This window comes from Halomonas sp. R57-5 (genome assembly GCF_900070345.1).
Lineage (GTDB): Bacteria > Pseudomonadota > Gammaproteobacteria > Pseudomonadales > Halomonadaceae > Vreelandella > Vreelandella ventosae_B.
Genome location: NZ_LN813019.1, coordinates 4,775,250 through 4,799,927 on the forward strand (window position 1 = coordinate 4,775,250; position 24,678 = coordinate 4,799,927).

Sequence of the window (24,678 nt, forward strand, 5' to 3'; positions counted from 1 at the left end):
GGTAATTATCCCCTTCAGCCTGCTTTCACGGCGCTGCGAACGATAACGTCACTACCGGGAGCACCCGGTACGGCGCCTTTAATCAGCAGCAGGTTACGCTCGGCGTCGACACGGACGATCTCAAGGCTCTGCACGGTGCAACGGGCGTTACCCATTTGACCGGCCATCTTTTTGCCTTTGAAAACGCGACCCGGAGTCTGACACATGCCGATAGAACCCGGCGCGCGATGCGACAGAGAGTTACCGTGAGTCATATCTTGGGTACGGAAGTTCCAGCGCTTAACAGCACCCTGGAAGCCTTTACCCTTAGAGGTGCCAGTCACGTCAACCATTTGACCAGCTTCGAAGAGGGATACGGTGATTTCGCCGCCCACTTCAGGAATCTCCTCGCCTTCTGCAAGACGAAATTCCATCAGTGCACGACCAGCTTCAACACCCGCCTTGGCAAACTGACCAGCTTGCGCTTTGGTGAGGTGCTTAGCTTTGCGAGAGCCAGATGTGACCTGAATCGCTGCGTAACCGTCAGATTCGACAGATTTAACGCGTGTAACACGATTAGGATCAACTTCAATAACGGTTACGGGCACAGACGCGCCGTCTTCGGTAAAGACACGGGTCATCCCGGCCTTTTTACCGACTAAACCGATAGTCATACTCAGTCTCCTATAGTGTACGGGGCTATCACCCGCTATGGCTGCCCTTTCCAGAGCATTCCACTAGCACATTGTGTGGCGCCTCACGGCGCGGCGGCTGCTGCTTATGCCAACTCTTTACAAAGAGCGATGAGCGCTGGGCCGCAAAGTGACTAGTGTAATTAGTTGAGTTTGATTTGCACGTCTACGCCTGCGGCGAGATCAAGCTTCATCAAAGCGTCAACAGTTTTCTCGGTCGGCTCAACAATGTCGAGCACACGCTTGTGCGTACGAATCTCATACTGGTCACGCGCATCTTTGTTGACGTGCGGCGAGATCAGAATGGTGTAACGCTCGCGGTTGGTCGGCAGCGGAATCGGTCCACGAACCTGAGCACCAGTACGCTTAGCGGTTTCAACAATCTCCGCTGTAGACTGGTCGATCAGGCGATGGTCGAAAGCTTTCAACCGAATGCGAATCTTTTGGTTCTGCATTTGCCCTAAACTCCAATGGATGTCGACGGCGCGAGCCGTCTACCCACGCATTCAAAGGATGCGCATTATAGGCACGCCAAAAGCCCATGTCAAACATTTGCTGTTGGTGCGCAGAAAAGGGGGCTCATCAGAGCCCCCTTCATCATTCAAGCATGTTGCTTACTTGACGATCTTKGCCACAACGCCAGCACCGACAGTACGGCCGCCTTCACGAATAGCGAAGCGCAAGCCTTCGTCCATTGCGATCGGAGCGATCAAGGTAACAACCATTTGCACGTTGTCACCCGGCATGACCATTTCAACGCCTTCCGGCAGTTCACAAGTACCGGTTACGTCGGTGGTACGGAAGTAGAACTGCGGACGGTAGCCCTTGAAGAAAGGCGTGTGACGACCACCCTCTTCTTTGGACAGTACGTAAACTTCTGCTTCGAAGGTAGTGTGCGGGTTGATGGTGCCCGGCTTGGCCAGTACCTGGCCACGCTCGACGTCATCACGCTTAGTACCACGCAGCAGGGCGCCAACGTTCTCACCAGCACGACCTTCGTCGAGCAGCTTACGGAACATTTCAACACCGGTAACGATCGTTTTGGTGGTGTCGCGGATACCCACGATTTCCACTTCTTCGCCCGCTTTAACGATGCCGCGCTCTACACGACCAGTCACAACAGTACCGCGACCAGAGATGGAGAACACGTCTTCGATCGGCATCAGGAACGGCTGATCAATAGCACGCTCCGGCTCAGGGATGTAAGCATCCAGAGCTTTGATCAGATTAGCAACGGCGGTAGTACCCATGCCGTTCTCATCTTCACCGTTCAACGCCATCAGCGCAGAGCCAGTGATGATCGGTGTGTCGTCACCCGGGAAGTCGTACTGGTCGAGAAGTTCGCGAACTTCCATTTCTACCAGTTCAAGCAGCTCTTCGTCATCGACCATGTCCGCTTTATTCAGGAACACAACGATGTACGGTACGCCAACCTGACGAGACAGCAGGATGTGCTCGCGAGTTTGCGGCATCGGGCCATCTGCGGCAGAACATACCAGGATCGCGCCGTCCATCTGCGCAGCACCGGTAATCATGTTCTTGACGTAGTCAGCGTGCCCTGGGCAGTCAACGTGCGCGTAGTGACGATCTTCAGACTGATATTCAACGTGTGAAGTAGCGATCGTGATACCGCGCTCGCGCTCTTCAGGAGCGTTATCGATGGTATCAAACTCACGCCAGTCGCCGCCGAAAACCTCAGCAGACACGCGGGTTAGGGCCGCAGTCAGAGTCGTTTTACCGTGGTCGACGTGACCAATGGTGCCGACGTTGACGTGCGGTTTGGAACGTTCAAATTTTTCCTTAGCCACTGCTATAACCTCTTTACGTTAGCTAACGGTTAACCGTTTTGATTGATGACGGCTTCAACGACGCTGGAGGGCGCCTCGTCGTACTTCGAGAACTCCATAGAGTAGCTCGCACGGCCCTGGGTTTGTGAGCGCAGATCGGTTGCATAACCGAACATCTCGCCCAGTGGCACCGTCGCACGAATGACTTTACCAGAAGAGGAGTCATCCATACCCTGCACCAGGCCGCGACGACGGCTCAGGTCACCCATGACGTCACCCATAAATTCTTCGGGGGTCACGATTTCGACCTTCATCACCGGCTCCAGCAGCACGGCCTTGGCCTTCCTGGCACCTTCTTTTACTGCCATAGAAGAAGCAATCTTAAACGCAGTCTCGTTGGAGTCCACGTCGTGGAAGGAGCCGTCGAACAGCGATACTTTAACGTCAATCATCGGGTAACCCGCGATGACGCCGTTTTTGAGCTGCTCGTAAGCACCCTTCTCAACCGCAGGGACGTATTCCTTAGGAACCGCGCCGCCTACGATTTCAGAGGTAAATTTGAAGAAGATTTCTTCGTCGCCTTCACCCTTCTCTTCAGCTGTCAGCGGCTCGATACGCAGCCAAACGTGACCGTACTGACCACGACCGCCAGACTGACGTACGAACTTGCCTTCCTGCTCAATGCTGCCGCGAATGGTTTCGCGGTAAGCAACCTGAGGCTTACCGATATTGGCTTCAACCTTGAACTCGCGACGCATACGGTCAACAAGGATATCCAGGTGAAGCTCACCCATACCAGAAATAATCGTCTGGCCGGTTTCTTCGTCGGTTTTGACCTGGAAGGAGGGGTCTTCTTGAGCAAGCTTGCCCAGGGCAACGCCCATCTTCTCTTGGTCGGCCTTAGACTTAGGCTCTACGGCAACCGAGATAACCGGATCCGGGAATTCCATGCGCTCGAGAACAATCTTGTTATCGATATCGCAAAGAGTATCACCGGTGGTGACGTCTTTCAGGCCGATACAGGCAGCGATGTCGCCCGCCAGAACCTCTTTGATCTCTTCACGAGAGTTGGCGTGCATCTGAACGATACGGCCAACACGCTCTTTCTTCTGCTTAACGGAGTTATACACGCCGTCACCAGATTTCAGAACGCCCGAGTAGACGCGGATAAAGGTCAGCGTACCAACAAAGGGGTCGGTGGCAATTTTAAACGCCAACGCCGCAAACGGTGCACTGTCATCAGCCTCACGGGTATCGACGGTGCCGTCTTTATCGTCAAGCTCACCTTCGATCGCCTTAACTTCTGTCGGCGAAGGCATGTATTCGATAACGCCATCCAGCACTGCCTGAACGCCTTTGTTCTTAAAGGCAGAACCACAGGTAACCAGAACGATATCGTTAGCCAGGGTGCGCGCACGCAGGCCAGCCTTGATCTCTTCAATCGTTAGCTCACCGCCTTCAAGGTACTTTTCCATCAGCTCATCAGAGCCTTCGGCAGCGGCCTCAACCATCTCTTCGCGATACTTCTCGGCTGTTTCTTGCAATTCAGCCGGAATATCAACGAGCTCATAATTCATACCCAGGCTTTCCTCATCCCACAGGATAGCCTTCATCTGAATCAGGTCGATAACGCCTTTAAAGTCTTCTTCTGTGCCCCAGTTAATCTGGATCGGCACAGCGTTGGCACCCAAGCGCTCTTTCAGCTGCTCGACAACCATGAAGAAGTCAGCGCCGGTACGGTCCATCTTGTTGACGAAAACCATACGCGGAACTTCGTACTTGTTGGCTTGGCGCCATACTGTTTCGGTCTGCGGCTGAACGCCGGAAGAGCCACACAGTACAACCACCGCGCCATCCAGTACGCGCAGAGAACGCTCAACTTCGATAGTGAAGTCAACGTGCCCCGGGGTGTCGATAATATTGATACGGTGCTCAGGAAACTGCTTGCTCATGCCCTGCCAGAAACAGGTAGTCGCAGCTGAGGTGATAGTGATACCACGCTCCTGCTCCTGCTCCATCCAGTCCATGGTCGCAGCACCGTCGTGGACTTCGCCCACTTTGTGGGAGAGACCGGTGTAGAACAGTACACGCTCAGTCGTCGTGGTTTTACCCGCGTCGACGTGAGCGACGATACCGATATTACGGTAGCGATTTAGTGGAGTCTTGCGTGCCACGGTGAAACTCCCGTTTGTTGGCGATGCTCGTTAATTTAGCGGCGTATGCAAGCGAGGCTTATGCGACCGCCGCTACCCCTTGAGGGTAGCGGTTAGGTATTACAACAGAGCGACTCAGCAAACACTTCGCCATGCTGAACAACGTGCATATTGAAACCCTAAAGCCATACTTAAAAACGCCGTACTTAGAAACGCCGATTTTAGAAACACTGACCTTAGATACGCGTACCTTAGAAACGGTAGTGCGAGAAGGCCTTGTTGGCTTCTGCCATACGATGCACGTCTTCGCGCTTCTTAACGGCAGAACCTTTACCTTCAGCGGCATCAAGCATTTCACCAGCCAGACGCTGCACCATGGTTTTCTCACCGCGACGACGCGCCGCGTCTACCAGCCAGCGCATGGCTAGCGCTTGACGGCGTGACGGACGTACTTCAACCGGCACCTGATAGGTCGCACCACCCACGCGGCGCGACTTCACTTCGACCATCGGCTGGATGGCTTCCAGCGCTTTGTCGAAGATCTCCAGCGGATCTTCTTTACTACGCTCGGCAACCTTGTCCAACGCACCGTAGACGATACGCTCAGCTATGGACTTCTTGCCGCTGACCATCAGGTGGTTCATGAACTTCGCCAGACGCTCACTTCCGAACTTAGGATCCGGCAGAATCTCGCGTTTAGCTACTACTCTTCTTCTAGGCATGATAAGCCCTCAATTAAGGATCTTTCAGGTAAACCCGGAACTCGTGCTACTTGTGTACGCTATGTAAATACAACAAGCGCCGCCCGACCTTACTCTTATCAGACCGTCAAATTCGTGATAATCGTTACTCAACAAGCCCGTTTAACAGGGCAGTGCTGCACAGCAGCCCAACCCCTTAGGACTTAGGACGCTTAGTACCGTATTTAGAACGACCCTGACGACGATTCTGAACGCCGGAGGTGTCAAGGGCGCCACGTACGGTGTGATAACGCACACCTGGCAAATCCTTTACACGGCCGCCGCGAATCAAAACGACAGAGTGTTCTTGAAGGTTGTGACCTTCACCACCGATATAAGAAGACACTTCAAAGCCGTTGGTAAGGCGCACACGGCAAACCTTACGCAGGGCCGAGTTAGGCTTCTTCGGGGTGGTGGTGTAAACGCGCGTACATACGCCGCGTTTTTGCGGACAAGCCTGCAGCGCTGGCACGTCACTTTTGGTGACGGGGCGCTTGCGCGGCTTGCGCACTAGCTGATTAATCGTTGCCATGGTGTTTAGCTGACTCCAATGGTTGCCTTGCCTTTCAACAAGTACGGGCAGCGGATGCGGGCGCACCCACCCCACTGTTAAAGGCTGCGCATTCTAAAGGCTGACCCTAGGTCACGTCAAGCCTTGCCGGCGGTTTTACCGACAAGGCGACGCTTTTCAGGTCAGCTACTCGTTTTACGTACCACTTACTGTCGTGCCATGGGCCCGTTTACAGCTCATCGTCAGAATCGAGAGCGGTCAACTGAGCACCCAGCTCCTGCTCAACTTCGGTCGCCGAAGGATTGAACAGTTGCTCAACGTCTTCGCGCTTGCGACGACGTTCCGCGTGGTGAGTCAGACCGGTACCTGCCGGAATCAGACGACCCACTACGACGTTCTCTTTCAGGCCGCGCAGATAATCGCGCTTGCCGGTCACCGCCGCTTCGGTCAGTACGCGGGTTGTCTCCTGGAAGGAGGCCGCGGAAATGAACGACTCGGTGGCCAGGCTGGCCTTGGTGATACCCAGCAGCATACGCTGATACTTGGCCGGGAATTTCTTCTCTTTTTCCAGACGTTCGTTCTGTTCCAGCACGCGAACCAGTTCTGCCTGGTCGCCGGTGATGAAGTCAGAATCGCCCGAATCGGTTAGCTCTACCTTGCGCAGCATCTGGCGCACAATGACTTCGATGTGCTTATCGTTAATGCCTACGCCCTGTAGACGGTAAACGTCCTGCACTTCGGCAGTGATGTACTTGGCAAGTTCCTCAACACCCAGCAGACGCAGGATATCGTGGGGATTGCTCGGCCCATCGGAAATCACCTCGCCCTTCTCGACGGTCTCGCCTTCGAAGACGGCAATTTGACGCCATTTCGGAATCAGCGCCTCAAACGGGTCACCAGATTCCGGAGTAATCGTCAGACGGCGCTTACCTTTGGTCTCTTTACCGAAGCTGATCACACCGCTGATTTCCGCCAGGATAGACGACTCTTTCGGCTTACGTGCTTCGAACAAGTCAGCCACCCGCGGCAGACCACCGGTGATATCTTTGTTCGCCGACGCTTCTACCGGGATACGGGCAACCACTTCACCCACACCGATAGTGACACCATCGTCGACCGAAATAATCGAGTTACCCGGCAGCAAGTACTGTACCGGCGTGTTTGAACCAGAAACCGATACGTATTCACCCGCAGCGTCTTGCAGCATAACCATGGGGCGCTTATCACGGCCGGCCATAGGACGTGCGGCTGACTCGATAACCTCAATAGACGACAGGCCGGTCATCTCATCGACACTGCGGTGCATGGTGACACCTTCGTCGAGATCGATGAACTGCGCCTTACCTTCTACTTCGGCAACGATCGGGTGAGTGTGCGGATCCCACTTGGCAACCGTCGCGCCAGCGTCGACCACGTCGCCGTCACGTACAGACAGCTCAGCACCGTAGGGAAGCTTGTAGTACTCACGCTCACGGCCATGGTCATCAGCAACGGCCAGGGCGCTAGAACGGGATACCACTACCAGCTTACCGTCGGCACGCTCAACGTGCTTGATGTTGTGCAGACGAACTTTACCGCCGTGCTTCACCTGTACGCTATCTACCGCAGAGGAGCGCGATGCCGCGCCACCGATGTGGAAGGTACGCATGGTCAGCTGGGTACCCGGCTCACCGATGGACTGTGCGGCGATAACGCCGACCGCTTCACCGATGTTGACCTGGTGACCACGTGCCAAGTCACGGCCGTAACAGGAGGCACACACGCCGTGTGCGGTCTCACAGGTAATTGTGGAACGCACGATGATCTCGTCGACACCCATGGTGTCGAGCTCGGCACACCACTTCTCGTCGAGCAGGGTACCTTTAGCAATCAGCACGTCGCCGCTGCCAGGATGGACAACATCCTGGGCCACGACGCGACCTAGCACTCGCTGGGAAAGCGGTACGATAATGTCGCCGCCTTCGATAATCGGGTGCAGGGTCAAGCCGTTTTCGGTACCACAGTCAACCTCGGTGATCACCAAATCCTGCGCCACGTCGACCAGACGACGGGTCAGGTAACCGGAGTTGGCCGTTTTCAGTGCCGTATCCGCAAGACCTTTACGCGCGCCGTGGGTCGAGATGAAGTACTGCAGTACGTTCAGACCTTCACGGAAGTTGGCGACGATCGGTGTTTCGATGATCGAGCCATCCGGCTTAGCCATCAGGCCACGCATACCGGCAAGCTGACGAATCTGGGCAGCACTACCACGAGCACCGGAGTCAGCCATGATGAAGACGCTGTTGAACGAGTCCTGCTCAACTTCGTTTCCATCACGATCGATAACGGTCTCTTTGGAGATGCCCACCATCATCGCCTTGGCGACTTTATCGTTGGCCTTGGACCAGATATCGATAACCTTGTTGTACTTCTCACCCGCTGTTACCAGGCCAGAAGAGAACTGGTCTTCGATCTCTTTAACTTCCGCTTCCGCGGCGTCAACGATCTCGGTTTTGGCTTCGGGAATAACGAAGTCATTTACACCGATAGAGGCGCCTGACCAGGTCGCCAGACGGAAACCGGTATACATCAGCTGGTCAGCGAAGATGACGGTCGGCTTGAGGCCAGCACGACGATAAACTTCGTTGATCAGGCTGGAGATCGCCTTCTTCTTCATCGGCTGATCGATCAGCTTGAACGGCACCCCTTCCGGCAGAATGCGGAACAGCAGCGCACGGCCGACGGTGGTGKCGTAAATACGCCGGTGGAAGCTACGCTCGCCGGTCTCTTCTTCAATGTCGATCTCGTCTAAACGCACTTTAACCCGTGCGTGGAGCGATACTGACTGGGTACCGAAAGCGCGCTCGACCTCATTAAGGTCAGAGAACACCATGCCCTCGCCTTTGGCGTTGATCTTTTCGCGGGTCATGTAGTAAAGACCCAGTACAACGTCCTGGGACGGCACGATGATCGGCTCGCCGTTAGCGGGCGAAAGCACGTTGTTGGTGGCCATCATCAGCGCACGCGCTTCGAGCTGGGCTTCCAGGGTCAGCGGTACGTGTACCGCCATCTGGTCACCGTCAAAGTCGGCGTTGTAGGCGGCACATACCAGCGGGTGCAGCTGAATCGCTTTACCTTCGATCAGCAGCGGCTCAAACGCCTGGATACCCAGACGGTGAAGCGTGGGGGCGCGGTTAAGCAGTACCGGGTGCTCGCGGATAACATCGGCAAGGATGTCCCACACTTCCGGCAGCTCGCGCTCGACCATCTTCTTGGCGGCTTTGATCGTTGAGGCGTAGCCCAGCGACTGCAGCTTGGAGTAGATAAACGGCTTGAACAGCTCAAGCGCCATTTTCTTGGGCAGACCACACTGGTGCAGACGCAGCGTCGGACCTACGGTAATTACCGAACGGCCCGAGTAGTCGACGCGCTTACCCAGCAAGTTCTGACGGAAACGGCCCTGCTTACCTTTGATCATGTCAGCGAGCGATTTCAGCGGACGCTTGTTAGAGCCCGTGATCGCACGGCCACGACGGCCGTTATCCAGCAGTGCATCGACCGCTTCCTGGAGCATGCGCTTCTCATTGCGCACGATAATATCCGGCGCATTGAGATCGAGCAGACGCTTCAGGCGGTTGTTACGGTTGATCACACGACGGTAAAGGTCGTTGAGATCGGAGGTCGCGAAGCGGCCACCGTCCAGCGGTACCAGCGGACGCAGATCCGGTGGCAGCACGGGCAGCACTTCCATGACCATCCACGCCGGCGCGTTGCCGGAGTGGTAGAAGGCTTCAAGCAGCTTGAGGCGCTTGGAGAGCTTCTTGATCTTGGTTTCTGAGTTAGTCTGCGGAATTTCTTCACGCAGATGGTTAATCTCTTCTTCCAGATCGATGTCTTTGAGCAGCTCTTGAACGGCTTCGGCACCCATACGAGCGTCAAAGTCGTCGCCAAACTCTTCCAGCGCTTCAAAGTACTGCTCGTCGTTCATCAGCTGACCACGCTCAAGCGTGGTCATACCGGGGTCGATAACGACAAAGCTTTCGAAGTACAGCACGCGCTCGATATCACGCAGGGTCATATCAAGGAACATGCCGATACGCGACGGCAGTGACTTCAAAAACCAAATGTGGGCGACCGGCGAGGCGAGCTCAATGTGCCCCATGCGCTCACGGCGCACGGCGGCTTTGGTCACTTCGACGCCACACTTCTCGCAGATAATGCCGCGGTGCTTCATGCGCTTATACTTGCCGCACAGGCACTCGTAGTCTTTGACCGGACCAAAGATCTTGGCGCAGAACAGACCATCCCGCTCCGGCTTAAAGGTACGGTAGTTGATGGTCTCGGGCTTCTTCACCTCGCCAAACGACCAGGAGCGAATCATGTCCGGCGACGCCAGGGTAATCTTGATCGCGTCAAACTCTTCGGACTGAGACTGCGATTTGAGTACTTTCACCAAATCTTTCATGGGACGGCTCCTAGCTCTCTAACTCGATATCGATGCCCAGCGAGCGGATTTCCTTAACGAGTACGTTAAAGGATTCCGGCATGCCTGCCTGCATGGTGTGGTCGCCATCCACGATGTTTTTATACATCTTGGTGCGGCCTTCGACGTCGTCCGACTTGACGGTGAGCATCTCTTGTAGCGTGTAAGCGGCGCCGTATGCTTCCAACGCCCACACTTCCATCTCACCGAAGCGCTGACCACCGAATTGCGCCTTACCACCCAAGGGCTGCTGAGTAACCAGCGAGTAAGAACCGGTAGAACGCGCGTGCATCTTGTCGTCTACCAAGTGGTTAAGCTTCAACATATACATGTAGCCGACGGTGACCGGACGGTCAAAAGCGTCACCGGTACGGCCATCGAACAGGGCCATCTGACCCGATTCAGGAATGTCCGCCAGCTTCAGCAGGTGCTTGATTTCGTGCTCTTTAGCACCGTCAAACACCGGCGTTGCCATGGGCACACCGCCTTTTAGGTTCTTCGCCAGGGCGATAATTTCATCGTCGGTCAGGGAATCGAGATCTTCAATACGCGTACCCTGGGTATTGTAGATCTGCCCCAGGAAGTCACGAATTTCAGCGACCTGCTGACCGCGTGCATCGCGCAGCATGGCTTCGATCTTGACGCCCAAGCCACGCGCCGCCATGCCCAGGTGCGTCTCAAGGATCTGACCAACGTTCATCCGCGACGGTACGCCCAGCGGGTTTAGCACCACGTCAACCGACTCGCCCTTCTCGTCAAACGGCATGTCTTCGATGGGCATAATCGCCGAGATAACACCTTTGTTACCGTGACGACCGGCCATCTTGTCGCCTGGCTGGATGCGACGCTTCACGGCCATGTAGACCTTGACGATCTTCAGTACGCCCGGCGCGAGGTCATCGCCCTGGGTCAGCTTGCGCTTCTTATCTTCAAAGCGCTCATCCATCTCTTTACGACGAATTTCCAGCTGTTCGTCAGCCTGAGCCAGTAGCTCATTAAACGACTCATCCTGCAGACGCAGCTTGAACCACTGCTGACGCGGCAGTTCGTCGAGGTAATCCTCGTCCAGCACATCGCCTTTCTTGAGGTTCGGGCCACCGTTAACGGCCTGACCGTCAAGGGTACGCTTGAGACGCTCAAAGGTGGCATCTTCGGCGATACGGTAAGTCTCTTGGAGATCCTTACGTACCTCATCAAGCTGGGTGCGCTCGATCGACAGGGCGCGGGAGKCTTTCTCAACGCCGTCACGGGTAAACACCTGAACGTCGATGACCGTGCCTTTCATGCCTGTCGGGGCACGCAGCGAGGTATCTTTAACGTCAGACGCTTTCTCGCCGAAGATAGCACGTAGCAGCTTCTCTTCAGGCGTCAGCTGGGTTTCACCCTTCGGTGTCACTTTACCGACCAGAATATCGCCCGGGCCGACTTCGGCACCGATGTAGACAACGCCCGCCTCATCCAGCTTGGAGAGCGCAGACTCGCCCACGTTCGGAATATCAGAAGTGATTTCTTCTGAGCCCAACTTGGTGTCACGAGACACACAGGTCAGTTCCTGAATGTGAATGGTGGTGAAACGGTCTTCTTGAACAACCCGCTCGGAAAGCAGAATCGAGTCCTCGAAGTTGTAGCCGTTCCAGGGCATAAAGGCGATGCGCATGTTCTGGCCCAGCGCCAAGTCACCCATATCCACCGACGGGCCGTCGGCGAGAATATCGCCACGCGCCACGTTATCGCCAGGCCGCACGATGGGGCGCTGGTTCATACAAGTGTTCTGGTTCGAGCGGGTGTATTTGGTCAGGTTGTAGATATCAACCCCGGCTTCACCGCCGATGATCTCATCTTCGTTAACCCGTACCACCMCACGACGCGCGTCAACGGAATCAATCACGCCACCACGATTCGCCACCGCACAGACACCGGAGTCACGGGCAACAAAGCGCTCCATGCCGGTACCTACCAGCGGCTTGKCGGCACGCAGGGTAGGAACCGCCTGACGCTGCATGTTCGAGCCCATCAAGGCGCGGTTGGCGTCATCGTGCTCCAGGAACGGAATCAATGCCGCTGCGACCGAGACGACCTGACGGGGTGATACATCCATCAGCGTCACTTGCTCGGGACGCATAAAGGTGGTCTCACCGCGGTGACGCACCTGAACCAGATCATCGCTTAGCTTGTTGGACTCATCTACCGCCGCTGACGCCTGGGCGATAACGAAATCGCCCTCTTCGATCGCCGAGAGATGGACGATGTCGTCGGTCAACTGACGATCAACCACTTTACGGTACGGCGTTTCAAGGAAACCGTAGCTGTTGGTGTGGCTGTAGGTCGCCAGCGAGTTGATCAGACCGATGTTCGGGCCTTCCGGCGTTTCGATCGGGCATAGGCGCCCATAGTGCGTGGCGTGTACGTCACGTACTTCGAAGCCAGCACGCTCACGGGTCAAACCACCGGGGCCGAGTGCTGACACACGACGCTTGTGGGTAACCTCTGAGAGCGGGTTGTTCTGATCCATAAACTGGGAAAGCTGGCTGGAACCGAAGAACTCTTTCACCGCCGCCGCGACCGGCTTGGCGTTGATCAAGTCTTGGGGCATCAGGCCTTCGCTTTCGGCCATGGAGAGACGCTCTTTCACCGCGCGCTCTACACGCACCAAGCCAACGCGGAACTGGTTTTCAGCCATCTCGCCAACGCAGCGAATACGGCGGTTACCCAGGTGATCGATATCGTCAACGTCACCGAAGCCGTTGCGAATATTGATCAGCTCGCGCAGCACATCCAGGATGTCTTTACGATCCAGTACGCCGGAGCCGGTGTCAGTATCACGACGCAGGCGACGGTTGAACTTCATGCGGCCAACGCCCGACAGGTCGTAGCGGTCCTCAGAGAAGAACAGGTTGTTAAACAGCGTCTCGGCAGACTCTTTAGTGGGCGGCTCGCCGGGGCGCATCATGCGGTAGATTTCCACCAAGGCTTCAAGCGCGGAGTTAGTCGCGTCCAGCTTCAAGGTGTCGGAAATGAATGAACCGCAGTCAAGATCGTTAGTGTAGAGCGTTTCCACCAGAGTGATGCCACCCTGAGCCATACGCTCGAGCACTTCGGGAGTGATTTCGGTATTACATGGGCAGATCAGCTCGCCGGTCTTGGAATCGATCTGATCTTTGGCCAGGGTTTTGCCGAACAGGTACTCCATCGGCACATCCAGACGCTCAAGGCCGGCTTTTTCAAGCTGACGAATGTGCTTCTGGGTAATCCGACGCCCCTCTTCAACGATCACATTACCTTCGCCATCTTTGATGTCGAAAGTGGCCGTTTCGCCGCGCAGGCGTGACGGCACCAGCTCCACAGAGAAACCGGATTTCTCAATGTGGAAGACGCTGGTTTCAAAGAACTCGGCGAGGATCTCTTCGGTGTTCATACCCAGCGCACGCATCAATACCGAGGCCGGCAGTTTGCGGCGACGGTCAATACGTACGAAGACGTTGTCTTTGGGGTCAAACTCGAAGTCTAACCAGGAGCCACGGTAAGGAATCACTCGGGCAGAGTAGAGCAGCTTGCCGGAAGAGTGGCTCTTACCTTTGTCGTGATCAAAGAACACACCGGGCGAGCGGTGGAGCTGGGATACGATAACCCGCTCAGTACCGTTGATAACAAAGGTACCGTTCTCCGTCATCAGGGGGATTTCCCCCATGTAGACTTCTTGCTCTTTAATATCTTTAATGGCTTTGTTCGAGGAGTCGCGATCATAAATGATCAAGCGAACCTTGACGCGCAGCGGGGCGGAGTAAGTCACACCGCGCAGCTGGCACTCCTTAACATCGAACGCCGGCGTACCAAAGCGGTAGCTGACATACTCAAGCGCTGCATTGCCGGAGAAGCTCTCAATCGGAAACACGGACTTGAATGCCGCGTGCAGACCGATCTCGTGACGCTCGTCGGGCGAACGATCTTGCTGGAGGAAGKCGTAATAGGAATCAAGCTGGATCGCCAGCAAGTAAGGCACATCCATTACTTGGGGCAGTTTGCCGAAATCCTTGCGGATGCGTTTTTTCTCAGTATATGAGTAAGCCATCTGTATTCCCCAGCTTGTTCACCATGGGTGACCGATGCGTGGTCATCTGCCCTACGGGCGTGTCAGACGCAGACAGCAAGCTCCTAAATCGGTAGCTCGCCGTCGAAAATCTAGTTCGATAACTCAGTCGTCGATAACACTGTCGTCGTTAACACTATCTTCAATAGCGCTTCAATAACGCTTTTACGCTTCTGTCGCTCTGCTATTTACCAACAGCAATGCTGCTATTAAACACCAGTTGCAACAGAAAAAGGCCGGCAGCGGGATATCCCGCCGCCAGCCGTGGAAGCTTACGCAGCGCGTAAAGCCGTCCGCACAAGGCTTACTTGAGCTCGACGGTTGCGCCCGCTTCTTCCAGCTTAGCTTTAGCTGCTTCAGCGTCGTCTTTCGACAGACCTTCTTTGATGGTCGCCGGAGCGCCGTCAACAGCACCTTTAGCTTCTTTCAAGCCAAGGCCGGTGATCTCACGAACTGCTTTGATCACGTTAACTTTCTTGTCGCCAGCAGCGGYCAGAACGACGTCAAATTCAGTCTGCTCTTCAGCTACTTCGCCGCCAGCAGCCGGGCCAGCCATTACGGCAGCCGCGGCAGAAACGCCGAACTTCTCTTCCATTGCTTCGATCAGCTCGACAACTTCCATCACGGTCATGTCGGCTACAGCATTGATGATATCGTCTTTAGACAGTGCCATTGTTTCATTCCTAACTTTGCGGGAGTCTCGGTCAGCCGATGACTCAGGATTCATTGCTCGGTTCAGGCAGCGTTCTGGTTCAACCATTCACGCCACCAGCAAAAAGAACTGCTTATGCAGCTTCTTGCTTCTGGTCGCGCAGCGCGGCCAGAGTACGAACCAGCTTGCCAGCGGAGGCTTCTTTCATTACCGACATCAACTTGGCAATTGCTTCGTCGTGAGTCGGTAGGGTTGCCAGACGGTCGATGTCAGCAGCCGGAATCAGCTCACCTTCGTAGGCCAACGCTTTTACTTCGAAGTCCTTGTTCGTTTTAGCAAACTCTTTGAACAAACGAGCGGCAGCGCCCGGATGGTCAGTAGAGAAGGCCAACAACGTAGGACCAACAAAGCTATCGTTCAGGCACTCCCACTGAGTGCCCTCGAGAGCGCGGCGAGCCAGCGTATTACGTACAACACGCAGCTCTACACCATTCTCACGCGCCTGCTTGCGCAGATCGGTCATTTTACCAACCGTAACGCCGCGAGAATCAGCAACTACGACGGAGAGTGCGCCCTTGGCCGCTTCACTGACCTCGGCAACAATCGCTTTCTTGCCTTCAAGTGCTAGTGGCACAGTGATCACTCCTTCGTGCCGGAACCCAGAAAGGTTCCGGTGGTTACCATCTCTCCCCGCTCTACTTGCAAAAGCGTTGCAAAGCGGAAAGCCTTGGGGATGGTGCTCACCAGAAAGCCGTTAAGCTAAACCAACTGGCGGCCACACCATCTGCGCAGGCGCTTATGGGGCAATTAAGCCGCCCTTGTCAGTACAAACAACGTACGAGCTAAGGACGGCACCTGCGGTCTTTGACGATGCCCCGGCCAGTGATAGTCACCAAACGGGGGACCGCAAAGTTCTTGCTCAGTTCTTACTACAAATCTACCGATCGTATGCTTTAAACAAAAGCAGAGTGATCGATGGTCAAACCCGGGCCCATGGTAGTGGACAGAGTCATTTTCTTAAAGTAAATACCTTTAGACGCGCTCGGCTTGAGGCGCTTCAGGTCAGCAACCAATGCTTCCAGGTTGCCGTTAAGTGCTGCTGCGTCAAAATCCACTTTACCCAGGGTAGTGTGGATAATACCGTTTTTGTCGGTACGGAAACGCACCTGACCCGCCTTGGCATTTTTAACCGCTGTCGCCACATCAGGCGTTACGGTGCCAACTTTGGGGTTAGGCATCAGGCCACGCGGACCTAGGATCTGACCTAACTGGCCAACAACGCGCATAGCGTCGGGCGAAGCGATAACGACGTCAAAATCCATCACGCCTTTTTTCACTTGCTCAGCCAAGTCGTCCATACCTACGATGTCGGCACCGGCTTCTTTAGCGGCATCGGCATTAGCACCTTGGGTGAAGACCGCAACGCGTACGTCTTTACCGGTACCGTTAGGCATGACGGTAGCGCCACGCACAACCTGGTCGGATTTACGTGGGTCAACGCCCAGGKTGATGGCGACATCAACGGACTCTTTGAATTTAACCGTAGACAGCTCAGCAAGCAGCGCTACTGCTTCTTCAATAGAGTAGGCTTTGGTAGCGTCTACTTTTTCGCGAATGATTTTCGCACGCTTAGACAGTTTAGCCATGATCAGAGACCCTCCACGTTTAGGCCCATGCTGCGAGCACTGCCAGCAATGGTGCGTACAGCGGCATCGAGATTCGCAGCCGTCAGGTCAGGCTCTTTGGTCTTGGCGATCTCTTCAAGCTGCTCACGGGTCACGGTGCCGACCTTCTTCTTGTTCGGCTCACCAGAGCCGGACTTGATACCGGCGGCTTTTTTCAGCAGCACGGCAGCAGGCGGCGTCTTGGTGACGAACGTGAAGCTACGATCAGAGTAGACAGTGATCACGACTGGCGTCGGCAGGCCCGGCTCAATTTCTTGAGTCGCGGCGTTGAACGCCTTACAGAATTCCATGATGTTCACGCCGTGCTGACCCAGCGCTGGGCCTACCGGCGGACTTGGATTGGCTTTACCTGCAGCAACCTGCAGTTTGATGTAAGCCTGTACTTTCTTGGCCATCTTTAACACTCCAGTTGGGTAATAGCGCCCGAAGGCTCCCCGGCACCAGTGAAACAGCTGAACCAGCCATTTCACACGAATTAAAACTTACCGCTTACTTACTATTCACTACTAACTATTTACTACTCACCCGCTACTCTTTCTCAACCTGAGAAAATTCTAACTCAACAGGCGTAGAGCGCCCAAAGATCAGCACGCTGACATGCAGACGACTCTTTTCATAATTGACTTCTTCGACGACACCGTTGAAATCGGCAAACGGCCCATCAACAACACGCACCGACTGACCCGGCTCAAACATCGTTTTGGGCCGCGGCTTATCGGTACCGTCTTTAACGCGCAGCAGAATTGCATCCGCTTCGCGTGATGTAATTGGCGCGGGCTTCTCTTTKGTGCCACCGATAAAGCCCATAACACGCGGCGTCTCATTGACGAGGTGCCATGTTTCGTCGGCCATCTCCATCTCGACCAGTACATAGCCAGGATAGAATTTACGCTCGCTCTTGCGTCGCTTGCCGTCGCGCATTTCAACGACTTCTTCGGTTGGCACCAGAATTTCGCCAAAGCGATCTTCCATACCATACATTTTCACGCGCTCAATCAGCGAGCGCATGACATGCTTTTCAAAGCCAGAATAAGCGTGGACGACGTACCAACGTTTGGACATGAAAGCTCCTAACCAATGACGCCGGACATCGCCCAGCCAAGAAGAGTGTCGATCAACCACAGCAATAGCCCGACCACCAGAACAGCCACCAGCACAATGGCGGTGGTCTGAATGGTTTCGGGACGGGTCGGCCATACAACGCGCTGAATCTCTTTCTTGGCGCTTCTGGCAAGCTCTACTAAATCACGACCTTTGGTAGTGGTTAGCACGATCAAACCGGCAATCACACACAACACTACTACACCAAGTACGCGGTAGAGCAGGCCAATATCGGCGAAATAGGTATTACCAACAACAGCAACGACAAGCAGCGCTACGACCGCCGCCCACTTGAGCCCGTCATGGCGCGTCTGTTGCACCTCGGCGCCATGTTTTACAGAACCAGGCTTCATAAAAACGAGACTCCTCAGGGTACGGCGAACGATAAAATAATTTCGGAAAAAAGACATACCAACCTGGGGAAGGTTGGCAGGCCAGGAGGGAATCGAACCCCCAACCTGCGGTTTTGGAGACCGCTGCTCTGCCAATTGAGCTACTGGCCTGTATCGTCGTACTGACTTTCTACATTTGCTTCTACTTCTGCCGACAAGCGTTTTTTTCAACCGCCTATACAACAGCGGGCGCCATGGTAGCGAAGAAACCCACCACTGACAACCCCTTCTTTACGCCTAGGCGTTACAAAACACCACCTAAACGCAGAGACAAAAAAAGCGAGCTTTGCTCGCTTATTTCGCAATATGGAGCTCATGGACGGAATTGAACCGTCGACCTCACCCTTACCAAGGGTGTGCTCTACCCCTGAGCTACATGAGCCAAACACATCAACTGGAGCGGGCGGCGGGAATCGAACCCGCACCATCAGCTTGGAAGGCTGAGGTTCTACCATTGAACTACGCCCGCAGAACCTGTCTTAGAATGACGATCCGCTGCACGAGGAACAGTAGCTAATGCCCGCTTACCGGCTTTTCATTCCCAAGCGATGAACAACTCAGCGCTTGATAAATCTGGTGGAGAGGGAAGGATTCGAACCTTCGAAGCTTTCGCGGCAGATTTACAGTCTGCTCCCTTTGGCCMCTCGGGAACCTCTCCAACTGTGGCGGCACATTATGCCAGCCTTCAAAACAGTGTCAAGCGAGATATTTACTTAATTTATCGTAGCTTGCGATGCTTGCACATCTGCTGACTGCCTTGGAACGCGCTGCATTTTGTCAAAGCAGCATAGAGAATGCAAGCCCAGCGCGAATCTTTTCTAGCGCCACTGGCTCAGGCACCCGCGGCGCGCCCGACATTTTACCAGCCCGCTCCGCGAGGGTCATCGGAAAGCACGCCTCTAAGCCGCCGTAGACCATATCGGGCCACACCGCGTGGGGCACCTGCACCCCTCTTGAGACAACCCGCGCATCGCCCCCCGTCAACAGCATCGGCAACGCCACACCCTCTTGGTCGCACACTTCACTATAAATACGGTTGATGGCACTGACGGCCGCCATATAAATACCGTGGTTCACGGCATCGACTGTGCGCCGCCCCGGCTCTAGCAACTCATCGGCCTCACTCTCCGGGTCGATAGCGACATTGCGAGTACCTAGCTTCAGGCTCTCTTTCATCAGGCGCAGACCGGGGATAATAAAGCCGCCAAGATGACTTCCGCCCGGCAAAACAAAGTCAATGGTAATCGCGCTACCGCAATCCACCGCACAACAGCCACCTGCTAGCTGATACCCCGCCAGCGCCCCCATCCAACGATCAACGCCCAAGCGCCCCGGCTCTTCGTAACCGTTAACCACGCCTAGCGCCTCATGGGTGGAGCGCGCCACGTGCACATGGCGCACCCGGCGGCGCAGCAAGGCGACCGTCTCCTCCAGCACGGCCGCCCTGGCGACACTGGATATACGCACCGCCTCGACGACATCAAGATCGGGGATATCGGCCCCTGGGCGCCACTCTTCCCGGGTCCACACCGCTCCACGGGAACGTATCTCGCTACTCTCGGCATCCTTTAGCCGCCACTTAGACAGCGTGTTGCCGATATCAAGATCCAGAATCATAAACGCCTGCGTACGCTAATCTCACCGCCAGCTAGGCGTCGCGAGTGACCATTTTCGGTAACCCATAGGTTACCACTCTCATCCACTTCCCCCGCGACGGCCTCGCTGGTCTGCTGCCCCTGAATTACCCGAATGGGCAGCCCTGCATAGGCGTGGCGTTCATTCCAGGCATCACGCCAGGCACTAAAACCCTCCTGTTCAAAGTTAGCCAGCATGGCCAATAGGCCTGCCACCTCCTCTGAGGCCAACTGGTTGCGTGAGATATTCGGCAGCCGCTCGAAAAGCGCGGCCACGGGCTGATCGATGGCGGCTCGCTGCGCCTCGGGCAGCCATAAATTCATACCAATGCCGATAACCACCTCACAGGGGCCTGCCGCATCGCCGGTCACTTCAATAAGAATGCCGGCCAGCTTGCCTAGCTCATCGTCAGGCTCATCCCCCTGCTCGGAGAGCAGGATATCGTTTGGCCACTTGAGCTTCGGCGCCACGCCGTGCTGCTCAAGCACCTGGGCAACGACAACGCCCACCGCCAAACTCAAGCCTTCCAACACGGCAATACCCGACTCGAAGCGCCAGCCCACCGAGAGCATTAGGCTCTGCCCCCAGGGCGTCGACCAGACACGCCCGCGCCGCCCMCGCCCCGCCGTCTGCAGCTCAACCAGACAGACCTCTCCATGTCCGGCGCCCTGTTCAAAGCGTTGACGCAGATATTCGTTGCTGGAGGGTAACTGATCTTCAACAAACAGACGCGCCAGATGGTGGCGCGCCTGAGCGGGCAGCTGCTCAACGATTTTGGCGCCCTCCAAGGGCTCCAGCCGCTGCGACAGCTGGTAGCCACGGCCTTTCACCGCGACGACTTCTACCCCGAGCGCTTCGAGTTTTTTTAACTGCTTCCACACCGCCGCACGAGAAATTCCCAGCGTTTCACCCAGCTGCTCGCCAGAGTGAACCTCGCCATCGCTTAACAAACGCATCAGGTTGCCGATGGTCATGCTCCTGCCCCAGTGGGAAAAGCGCTATTCTAGCGGATGAAGGTTCGCGGCGAAAACTTTCCGGGGGGCGACCAAGGTCGATAAGCGCTCCAGTAATATCAGCGAAGCCTTCGACATGGTAGAATAGTTATTGGACGCAAGCCCTGAGCCAAGATGGTCGGCAAATTGCCAGCCCTTGCGACCCGCATTTTCCGACCCGTGGACAAACGGGTGTTCACAAGAGTTCTCTCTCAGCATGCAAAACCAGCAAAACTCCAGCGCGGTTAATAACCTGCGCAACGTCGCGATCATAGCCCACGTTGACCATGGTAAAACCACACTGGTCGACAAACTCCTGAGCCAGTCCGGCACCCTTGACCGTAAAGCAGAAGGTCAAGAGCGCATCATGGACTCAAACGACCAGGAGAAAGAGCGTGGCATTACCATTTTGGCCAAGAACACGGCCATTCAGTGGCAAGACAGCCACGGTAACGGCTACCACATCAACATCGTGGATACGCCTGGGCACGCCGATTTCGGCGGCGAGGTTGAGCGCGTCATGTCAATGGTCGATTCGGTGCTACTGCTAGTAGACGCCGTTGATGGCCCGATGCCGCAAACTCGCTTCGTGACCCAGAAAGCCTTCGCCCAGGGCCTCAAGCCGATTGTGGTAGTCAACAAAATTGACCGCCCCGGCGCACGCCCTGACTGGGTTATCGACCAGATTTTTGATCTGTTCGATAACCTGGGCGCGTCTGATGAACAGCTCGATTTCCCGATCATCTACTGCTCTGCCCTAAACGGCATTGCTGGTATGGATCCTGAAGAGTTGGCTGACAACATGGACCCCATGTTCCAGGCCATCGTCGATATCGTTGATCCACCTCAGGTGGAGCTCAATGGCCCGTTCCAGATGCAGATCTCCGCGCTGGATTACAACAGCTATGTGGGCGTTATCGGCCTGGGTCGCATCAAGCGTGGCGCGGTGAAACCGAACCAGCAGGTGTCGATCATCGGCGTTGACGGCAATGTGCGTAAAGGCAAAATCGGKCAGGTCATGACCCATATGGGCCTGGAGCGCGTGCAGACCAACGAAGCCACCGCGGGCGATATCGTCTGTGTTACCGGCATCGACGATCTGTCGATCTCGGATACGCTATGCGATCCGGCCAAGGTCGAAGCACTGCCGCCGCTGTCTGTCGACGAACCGACCGTTTCAATGACCTTCCAGGTCAACGATTCACCGTTCGCCGGTAAAGATGGCAAGTTTGTGACCAGCCGTAATATCAAGGATCGCCTTGATCAAGAGCTGATTCACAACGTGGCACTGCGCGTTGAACAGGGCGAAACCCCTGAGAAGTTCAAGGTTTCCGGCCGTGGCGAACTGCACCTCTCGGTGCTGATCGAAACCATGCGTCGTGAAGGCTTTGAGCTAGCCGTAGGCCGCCCCGAAGTGATCATCAAAGAGATCGACGGTGAGAAGCAGGAGCCCTACGAAGAGGTCATCATCGACTGTGAAGAGCAGCACCAGGGCTCTATCATGGAAGAGCTGGGCTACCGTAAAGGTGAGATGACCAACATGCTGCCGGATGGCAAAGGACGGGTTCGCCTGGACTTCATCATTCCTGCCCGCGGCTTGATCGGTTTCCGTGGCCAGTTTTTGACCCTGACTTCCGGCACCGGCATCCTGACCAGCCGCTTTGATCACTACGGCCCGCTGAAGCCTGATGCCTCTATCGAGCGTCGTAACGGCGTATTGGTCTCGATGGTTGACGGTAAAGCCCTTGCCTATGCGCTGTATGCGCTGCAAGAGCGCGGTAAGCTGATTATCGATCACGCCACGGAAGTCTACGAAGGCATGCTGATCGGCATCAACAACCGCGCTAATGACATGGTGGTTAACCCCACCAAAGGCAAGAAGCTCGACAACATGCGCTCCACCGGTAACGATGAAAACATCGTATTAACCCCACCGGTTAAGTTCTCCCTGGAGCAGGCCATCGAGTTCCTCGACTCCGACGAGCTCGTCGAAGTCACGCCGGTGCACATCCGCCTGCGTAAAAAGCTGTTGAAAGAGACCGAGCGTAAGCGTTACAGCAAGAAGTAATCCGCTCCAAGCAGTAAGTACCCAAAAACCCGCGAAAGCGGGTTTTTTTATGTCCTCGCCCTTCTGCGCTAACATCAGCTCCCAGCGTTCACCCCTTTGCCACTACCTTTGCCAAGATAGCTCCCTAAACGCAGCCTAAACGCTAATACGCTGGAAAGGCGGCGCGTTCTATCGCACAGTAACGCTAAATTCAGCGCGTCCAAGGCACGCTGACATCGCTATATTCATACAGGCGTTTGGATACCACCCCATTCTGACGCCCAACTACGGACACTCTTACCCATGAGCGGTCATAACGTCTGGACGCATAAAGGCACTTTTCTTCTCGCCGCAGTTGGCTCCGCGGTCGGTCTGGGCAACCTGTGGCGCTTCCCCTACCTGACCGGTGAAAACGGTGGCGGTGCCTTTATATTGGTCTACGCCTTGACGATCTTTGCCGTCGGCATTCCCATTCTGATTGCCGAGATCATGCTCGGCCGCACCAGCCGCCAGAGCCCGATTATGGGCATGCGTCACCTAACCAAAACCCACGGCACTTCCCGCGCCTGGGAAACTATTGGTTGGCTGGGCGCCGCCTCGGCGTTTTTGATTTTAAGCTTCTATTCGGTAATTGCCGGCTGGGCGATTCACTACACTTGGCTAATGCTGACCGGCTCGCTGGTGGGCGCCGATGCGCAAACCATTGGCACTGGCTTTGACGCCCTGCTGGCCTCCCCCGGCCTAATGACGCTCTATCACACCCTTTTCATTGCGGCGTCCGCGCTAATTGTGGGTATGGGCATTCACAAAGGAATCGAATCAGGCCTGCGCATTATGATGCCCGCGCTGTTTGTGATTTTGTTGGTGGTGCTGGCCTACGGCGTGGTGAATGGCGATATAGGCGCCGCCGCCAGCTTTCTATTTACCTTTAATATCGCCGACCTTAGCCTTGAGGGCTGGCTACAGGCCATGGGGCAGTCATTCTTCACCCTGAGCCTGGGAATGGGGGCCATCATGGCTTACGGCGCCTACATGCCCAGCGATGTCTCACTGACCCGCACCGCCTTTGCTGTCGCCATCGTCGATACCGCCGTGGCGATGGTGGCGGGCCTGGCTATTTTTGCGCTGGTGTTTGGCGCCGGGTTAGAGACCGGGCAAGGGCCTGGACTGATGTTTGTCACCCTTCCGCTGGCGTTTGCCGAGATGCCTTTTGGCGCGTTGGTCGGCGGCGTATTCTTTATTCTGGTGCTCGGCGCCGCGATCAGCTCCTCTATTTCGCTGATCGAACCCGTCGCCGCCTTCCTGGTGGAGCGCTTTGACATGACCCGGCCACAGGCGGTCACGATCATGGTTATCGCCGCCTGGGCAATGGGTTTGCTGACCGTGGTTAGCTTCAACATTTGGGCCGAGGGGACGATATTCCATAGCCTGTTTGGGCGCAGTGCGTTTGAGTTTATCGAGCTACTCACCAATATCTTTATGCCGGTGGGCGGTCTGCTGATAGCGCTGTTTGCCGGCTGGGCGCTAACCCAGAGTGAAGTGATGAAAGAACTGGGCAGCAGCGTCACCTGGTTTAAGCTATGGCGTTTTCTGGTGCGCTTTGTGGCGCCTGCTGCGGTGGCCTTTGTGTTTTTACGCACCATTCCTCAGGTGGATGGCTATTTGATCCCCACCCTCGGTGCGCTGCTCATGATTGGGGCCTTTGCAGCCAGCCAGCGTTGGCTAAAAAAACCACAACAAACAACTTAATAACAGTGCGCAGG

The 24,678-nt window shown here is 55.5% G+C and carries 18 protein-coding genes and 4 tRNA genes; 2 read left to right on the top strand and 20 right to left on the bottom strand.

Annotation, left to right across the window (positions count from 1 at the left end; all coding sequences use genetic code 11):
- Positions 1-14: 14 nt before the first annotated feature.
- The 20 genes from rplC to HALO_RS21955 form a co-directional block, all read right to left on the bottom strand.
- Complete coding sequence (gene rplC / locus HALO_RS21855) at positions 15-653, bottom strand: 50S ribosomal protein L3 (RefSeq protein WP_035582685.1); 639 nt, start codon at positions 651-653, stop codon at positions 15-17.
- Between the two features lie 161 nt (positions 654-814).
- Positions 815-1,126, bottom strand: a complete 312-nt coding sequence (rpsJ, locus tag HALO_RS21860; protein ID WP_007112007.1) for a 30S ribosomal protein S10 — start codon at positions 1,124-1,126, stop codon at positions 815-817.
- Positions 1,127-1,285: 159 nt separating this feature from the next.
- Entirely contained in the window at positions 1,286-2,479 is a 1,194-nt protein-coding gene (gene tuf, locus HALO_RS21865; RefSeq protein WP_007112008.1) for an elongation factor Tu, read from the bottom strand.
- A 29-nt stretch (positions 2,480-2,508) separates the two neighbouring features.
- Positions 2,509-4,632 (bottom strand): elongation factor G, encoded by a 2,124-nt coding sequence (fusA, locus tag HALO_RS21870; RefSeq protein ID WP_035582682.1) that lies wholly within the window; start codon positions 4,630-4,632, stop codon positions 2,509-2,511.
- A gap of 230 nt (positions 4,633-4,862) precedes the next feature.
- A complete protein-coding gene (gene rpsG / locus HALO_RS21880; RefSeq protein WP_009288145.1) occupies positions 4,863-5,333 on the bottom strand; it encodes a 30S ribosomal protein S7 in 471 nt (156 codons plus the stop codon).
- A 175-nt stretch (positions 5,334-5,508) separates the two neighbouring features.
- Positions 5,509-5,883, bottom strand: a complete 375-nt coding sequence (gene rpsL / locus HALO_RS21885; RefSeq protein WP_008959173.1) for a 30S ribosomal protein S12 — start codon at positions 5,881-5,883, stop codon at positions 5,509-5,511.
- Between the two features lie 208 nt (positions 5,884-6,091).
- Entirely contained in the window at positions 6,092-10,306 is a 4,215-nt protein-coding gene (gene rpoC / locus HALO_RS21890; RefSeq protein ID WP_050714029.1) for a DNA-directed RNA polymerase subunit beta', read from the bottom strand.
- Positions 10,307-10,316: 10 nt separating this feature from the next.
- Entirely contained in the window at positions 10,317-14,393 is a 4,077-nt protein-coding gene (rpoB, locus tag HALO_RS21895) for a DNA-directed RNA polymerase subunit beta (RefSeq protein ID WP_050714030.1), read from the bottom strand.
- 322 nt (positions 14,394-14,715) lie between these two features.
- Positions 14,716-15,084: a 50S ribosomal protein L7/L12 gene (gene rplL, locus HALO_RS21900; RefSeq protein ID WP_050714031.1), complete on the bottom strand. Its 369-nt coding sequence runs from the start codon at positions 15,082-15,084 to the stop codon at positions 14,716-14,718.
- Positions 15,085-15,196: 112 nt separating this feature from the next.
- On the bottom strand, positions 15,197-15,697 hold the full coding sequence (rplJ, locus tag HALO_RS21905; RefSeq protein WP_035582676.1) for a 50S ribosomal protein L10: 501 nt from the start codon (positions 15,695-15,697) through the stop codon (positions 15,197-15,199).
- Positions 15,698-16,016: 319 nt separating this feature from the next.
- Complete coding sequence (gene rplA, locus HALO_RS21910; RefSeq protein ID WP_050714032.1) at positions 16,017-16,709, bottom strand: 50S ribosomal protein L1; 693 nt, start codon at positions 16,707-16,709, stop codon at positions 16,017-16,019.
- Positions 16,710-16,711: 2 nt separating this feature from the next.
- Entirely contained in the window at positions 16,712-17,143 is a 432-nt protein-coding gene (gene rplK / locus HALO_RS21915) for a 50S ribosomal protein L11 (RefSeq protein WP_007112017.1), read from the bottom strand.
- A gap of 133 nt (positions 17,144-17,276) precedes the next feature.
- Positions 17,277-17,810, bottom strand: coding sequence for a transcription termination/antitermination protein NusG (gene nusG / locus HALO_RS21920; RefSeq protein ID WP_008959178.1), 534 nt, complete (start codon positions 17,808-17,810; stop codon positions 17,277-17,279).
- Positions 17,811-17,818: 8 nt separating this feature from the next.
- The gene (secE, locus tag HALO_RS21925) at positions 17,819-18,202 is read right to left on the bottom strand and encodes a preprotein translocase subunit SecE (protein WP_035582672.1); all 384 of its coding nucleotides are present in this window, start codon (positions 18,200-18,202) and stop codon (positions 17,819-17,821) included.
- A gap of 74 nt (positions 18,203-18,276) precedes the next feature.
- Positions 18,277-18,352: transfer RNA gene (locus tag HALO_RS21930), tRNA-Trp, on the bottom strand.
- A 196-nt stretch (positions 18,353-18,548) separates the two neighbouring features.
- Positions 18,549-18,623: transfer RNA gene (locus tag HALO_RS21935), tRNA-Thr, on the bottom strand.
- A 13-nt stretch (positions 18,624-18,636) separates the two neighbouring features.
- Positions 18,637-18,710: transfer RNA gene (locus tag HALO_RS21940), tRNA-Gly, on the bottom strand.
- Between the two features lie 105 nt (positions 18,711-18,815).
- Positions 18,816-18,899: transfer RNA gene (locus HALO_RS21945), tRNA-Tyr, on the bottom strand.
- A gap of 119 nt (positions 18,900-19,018) precedes the next feature.
- Positions 19,019-19,858, bottom strand: a complete 840-nt coding sequence (locus tag HALO_RS21950; protein WP_035582671.1) for a type III pantothenate kinase — start codon at positions 19,856-19,858, stop codon at positions 19,019-19,021.
- Positions 19,855-20,850, bottom strand: a complete 996-nt coding sequence (locus HALO_RS21955; protein WP_035582670.1) for a biotin--[acetyl-CoA-carboxylase] ligase — start codon at positions 20,848-20,850, stop codon at positions 19,855-19,857. The genes HALO_RS21950 and HALO_RS21955 overlap by 4 nt, the downstream gene beginning before the upstream one ends.
- Before the next feature lie 235 nt (positions 20,851-21,085).
- On the opposite strand from HALO_RS21955, the gene typA reads away from it, so the two are divergent.
- Positions 21,086-22,936 carry a translational GTPase TypA gene (gene typA, locus HALO_RS21960; protein WP_035564011.1) on the top strand — a complete coding sequence of 617 codons (1,851 nt, stop codon included), beginning with the start codon at positions 21,086-21,088 and terminating at the stop codon, positions 22,934-22,936.
- 282 nt (positions 22,937-23,218) lie between these two features.
- Positions 23,219-24,664 carry a sodium-dependent transporter gene (locus tag HALO_RS21965; protein ID WP_035564008.1) on the top strand — a complete coding sequence of 482 codons (1,446 nt, stop codon included), beginning with the start codon at positions 23,219-23,221 and terminating at the stop codon, positions 24,662-24,664.
- The last annotated feature ends 14 nt before the right edge of the window (positions 24,665-24,678 follow it).

Excerpts from the sequence above, each read along its gene's own strand:
- rpsL (WP_008959173.1), bottom strand. The coding sequence starts at position 5,883 with ATGGCAACGATTAATCAGCTAGTGCGCAAGCCGCGCAAGCGCCCCGTC.
- rplK (WP_007112017.1), bottom strand. The coding sequence starts at position 17,143 with ATGGCCAAGAAAGTACAGGCTTACATCAAACTGCAGGTTGCTGCAGGT.
- rpsG (WP_009288145.1), bottom strand. The coding sequence starts at position 5,333 with ATGCCTAGAAGAAGAGTAGTAGCTAAACGCGAGATTCTGCCGGATCCT.
- secE (WP_035582672.1), bottom strand. The coding sequence starts at position 18,202 with ATGAAGCCTGGTTCTGTAAAACATGGCGCCGAGGTGCAACAGACGCGC.
- HALO_RS21965 (WP_035564008.1), top strand. The coding sequence starts at position 23,219 with ATGAGCGGTCATAACGTCTGGACGCATAAAGGCACTTTTCTTCTCGCC.
- rpsJ (WP_007112007.1), bottom strand. The coding sequence starts at position 1,126 with ATGCAGAACCAAAAGATTCGCATTCGGTTGAAAGCTTTCGACCATCGC.
- HALO_RS21950 (WP_035582671.1), bottom strand. The coding sequence starts at position 19,858 with ATGATTCTGGATCTTGATATCGGCAACACGCTGTCTAAGTGGCGGCTA.
- rplC (WP_035582685.1), bottom strand. The coding sequence starts at position 653 with ATGACTATCGGTTTAGTCGGTAAAAAGGCCGGGATGACCCGTGTCTTT.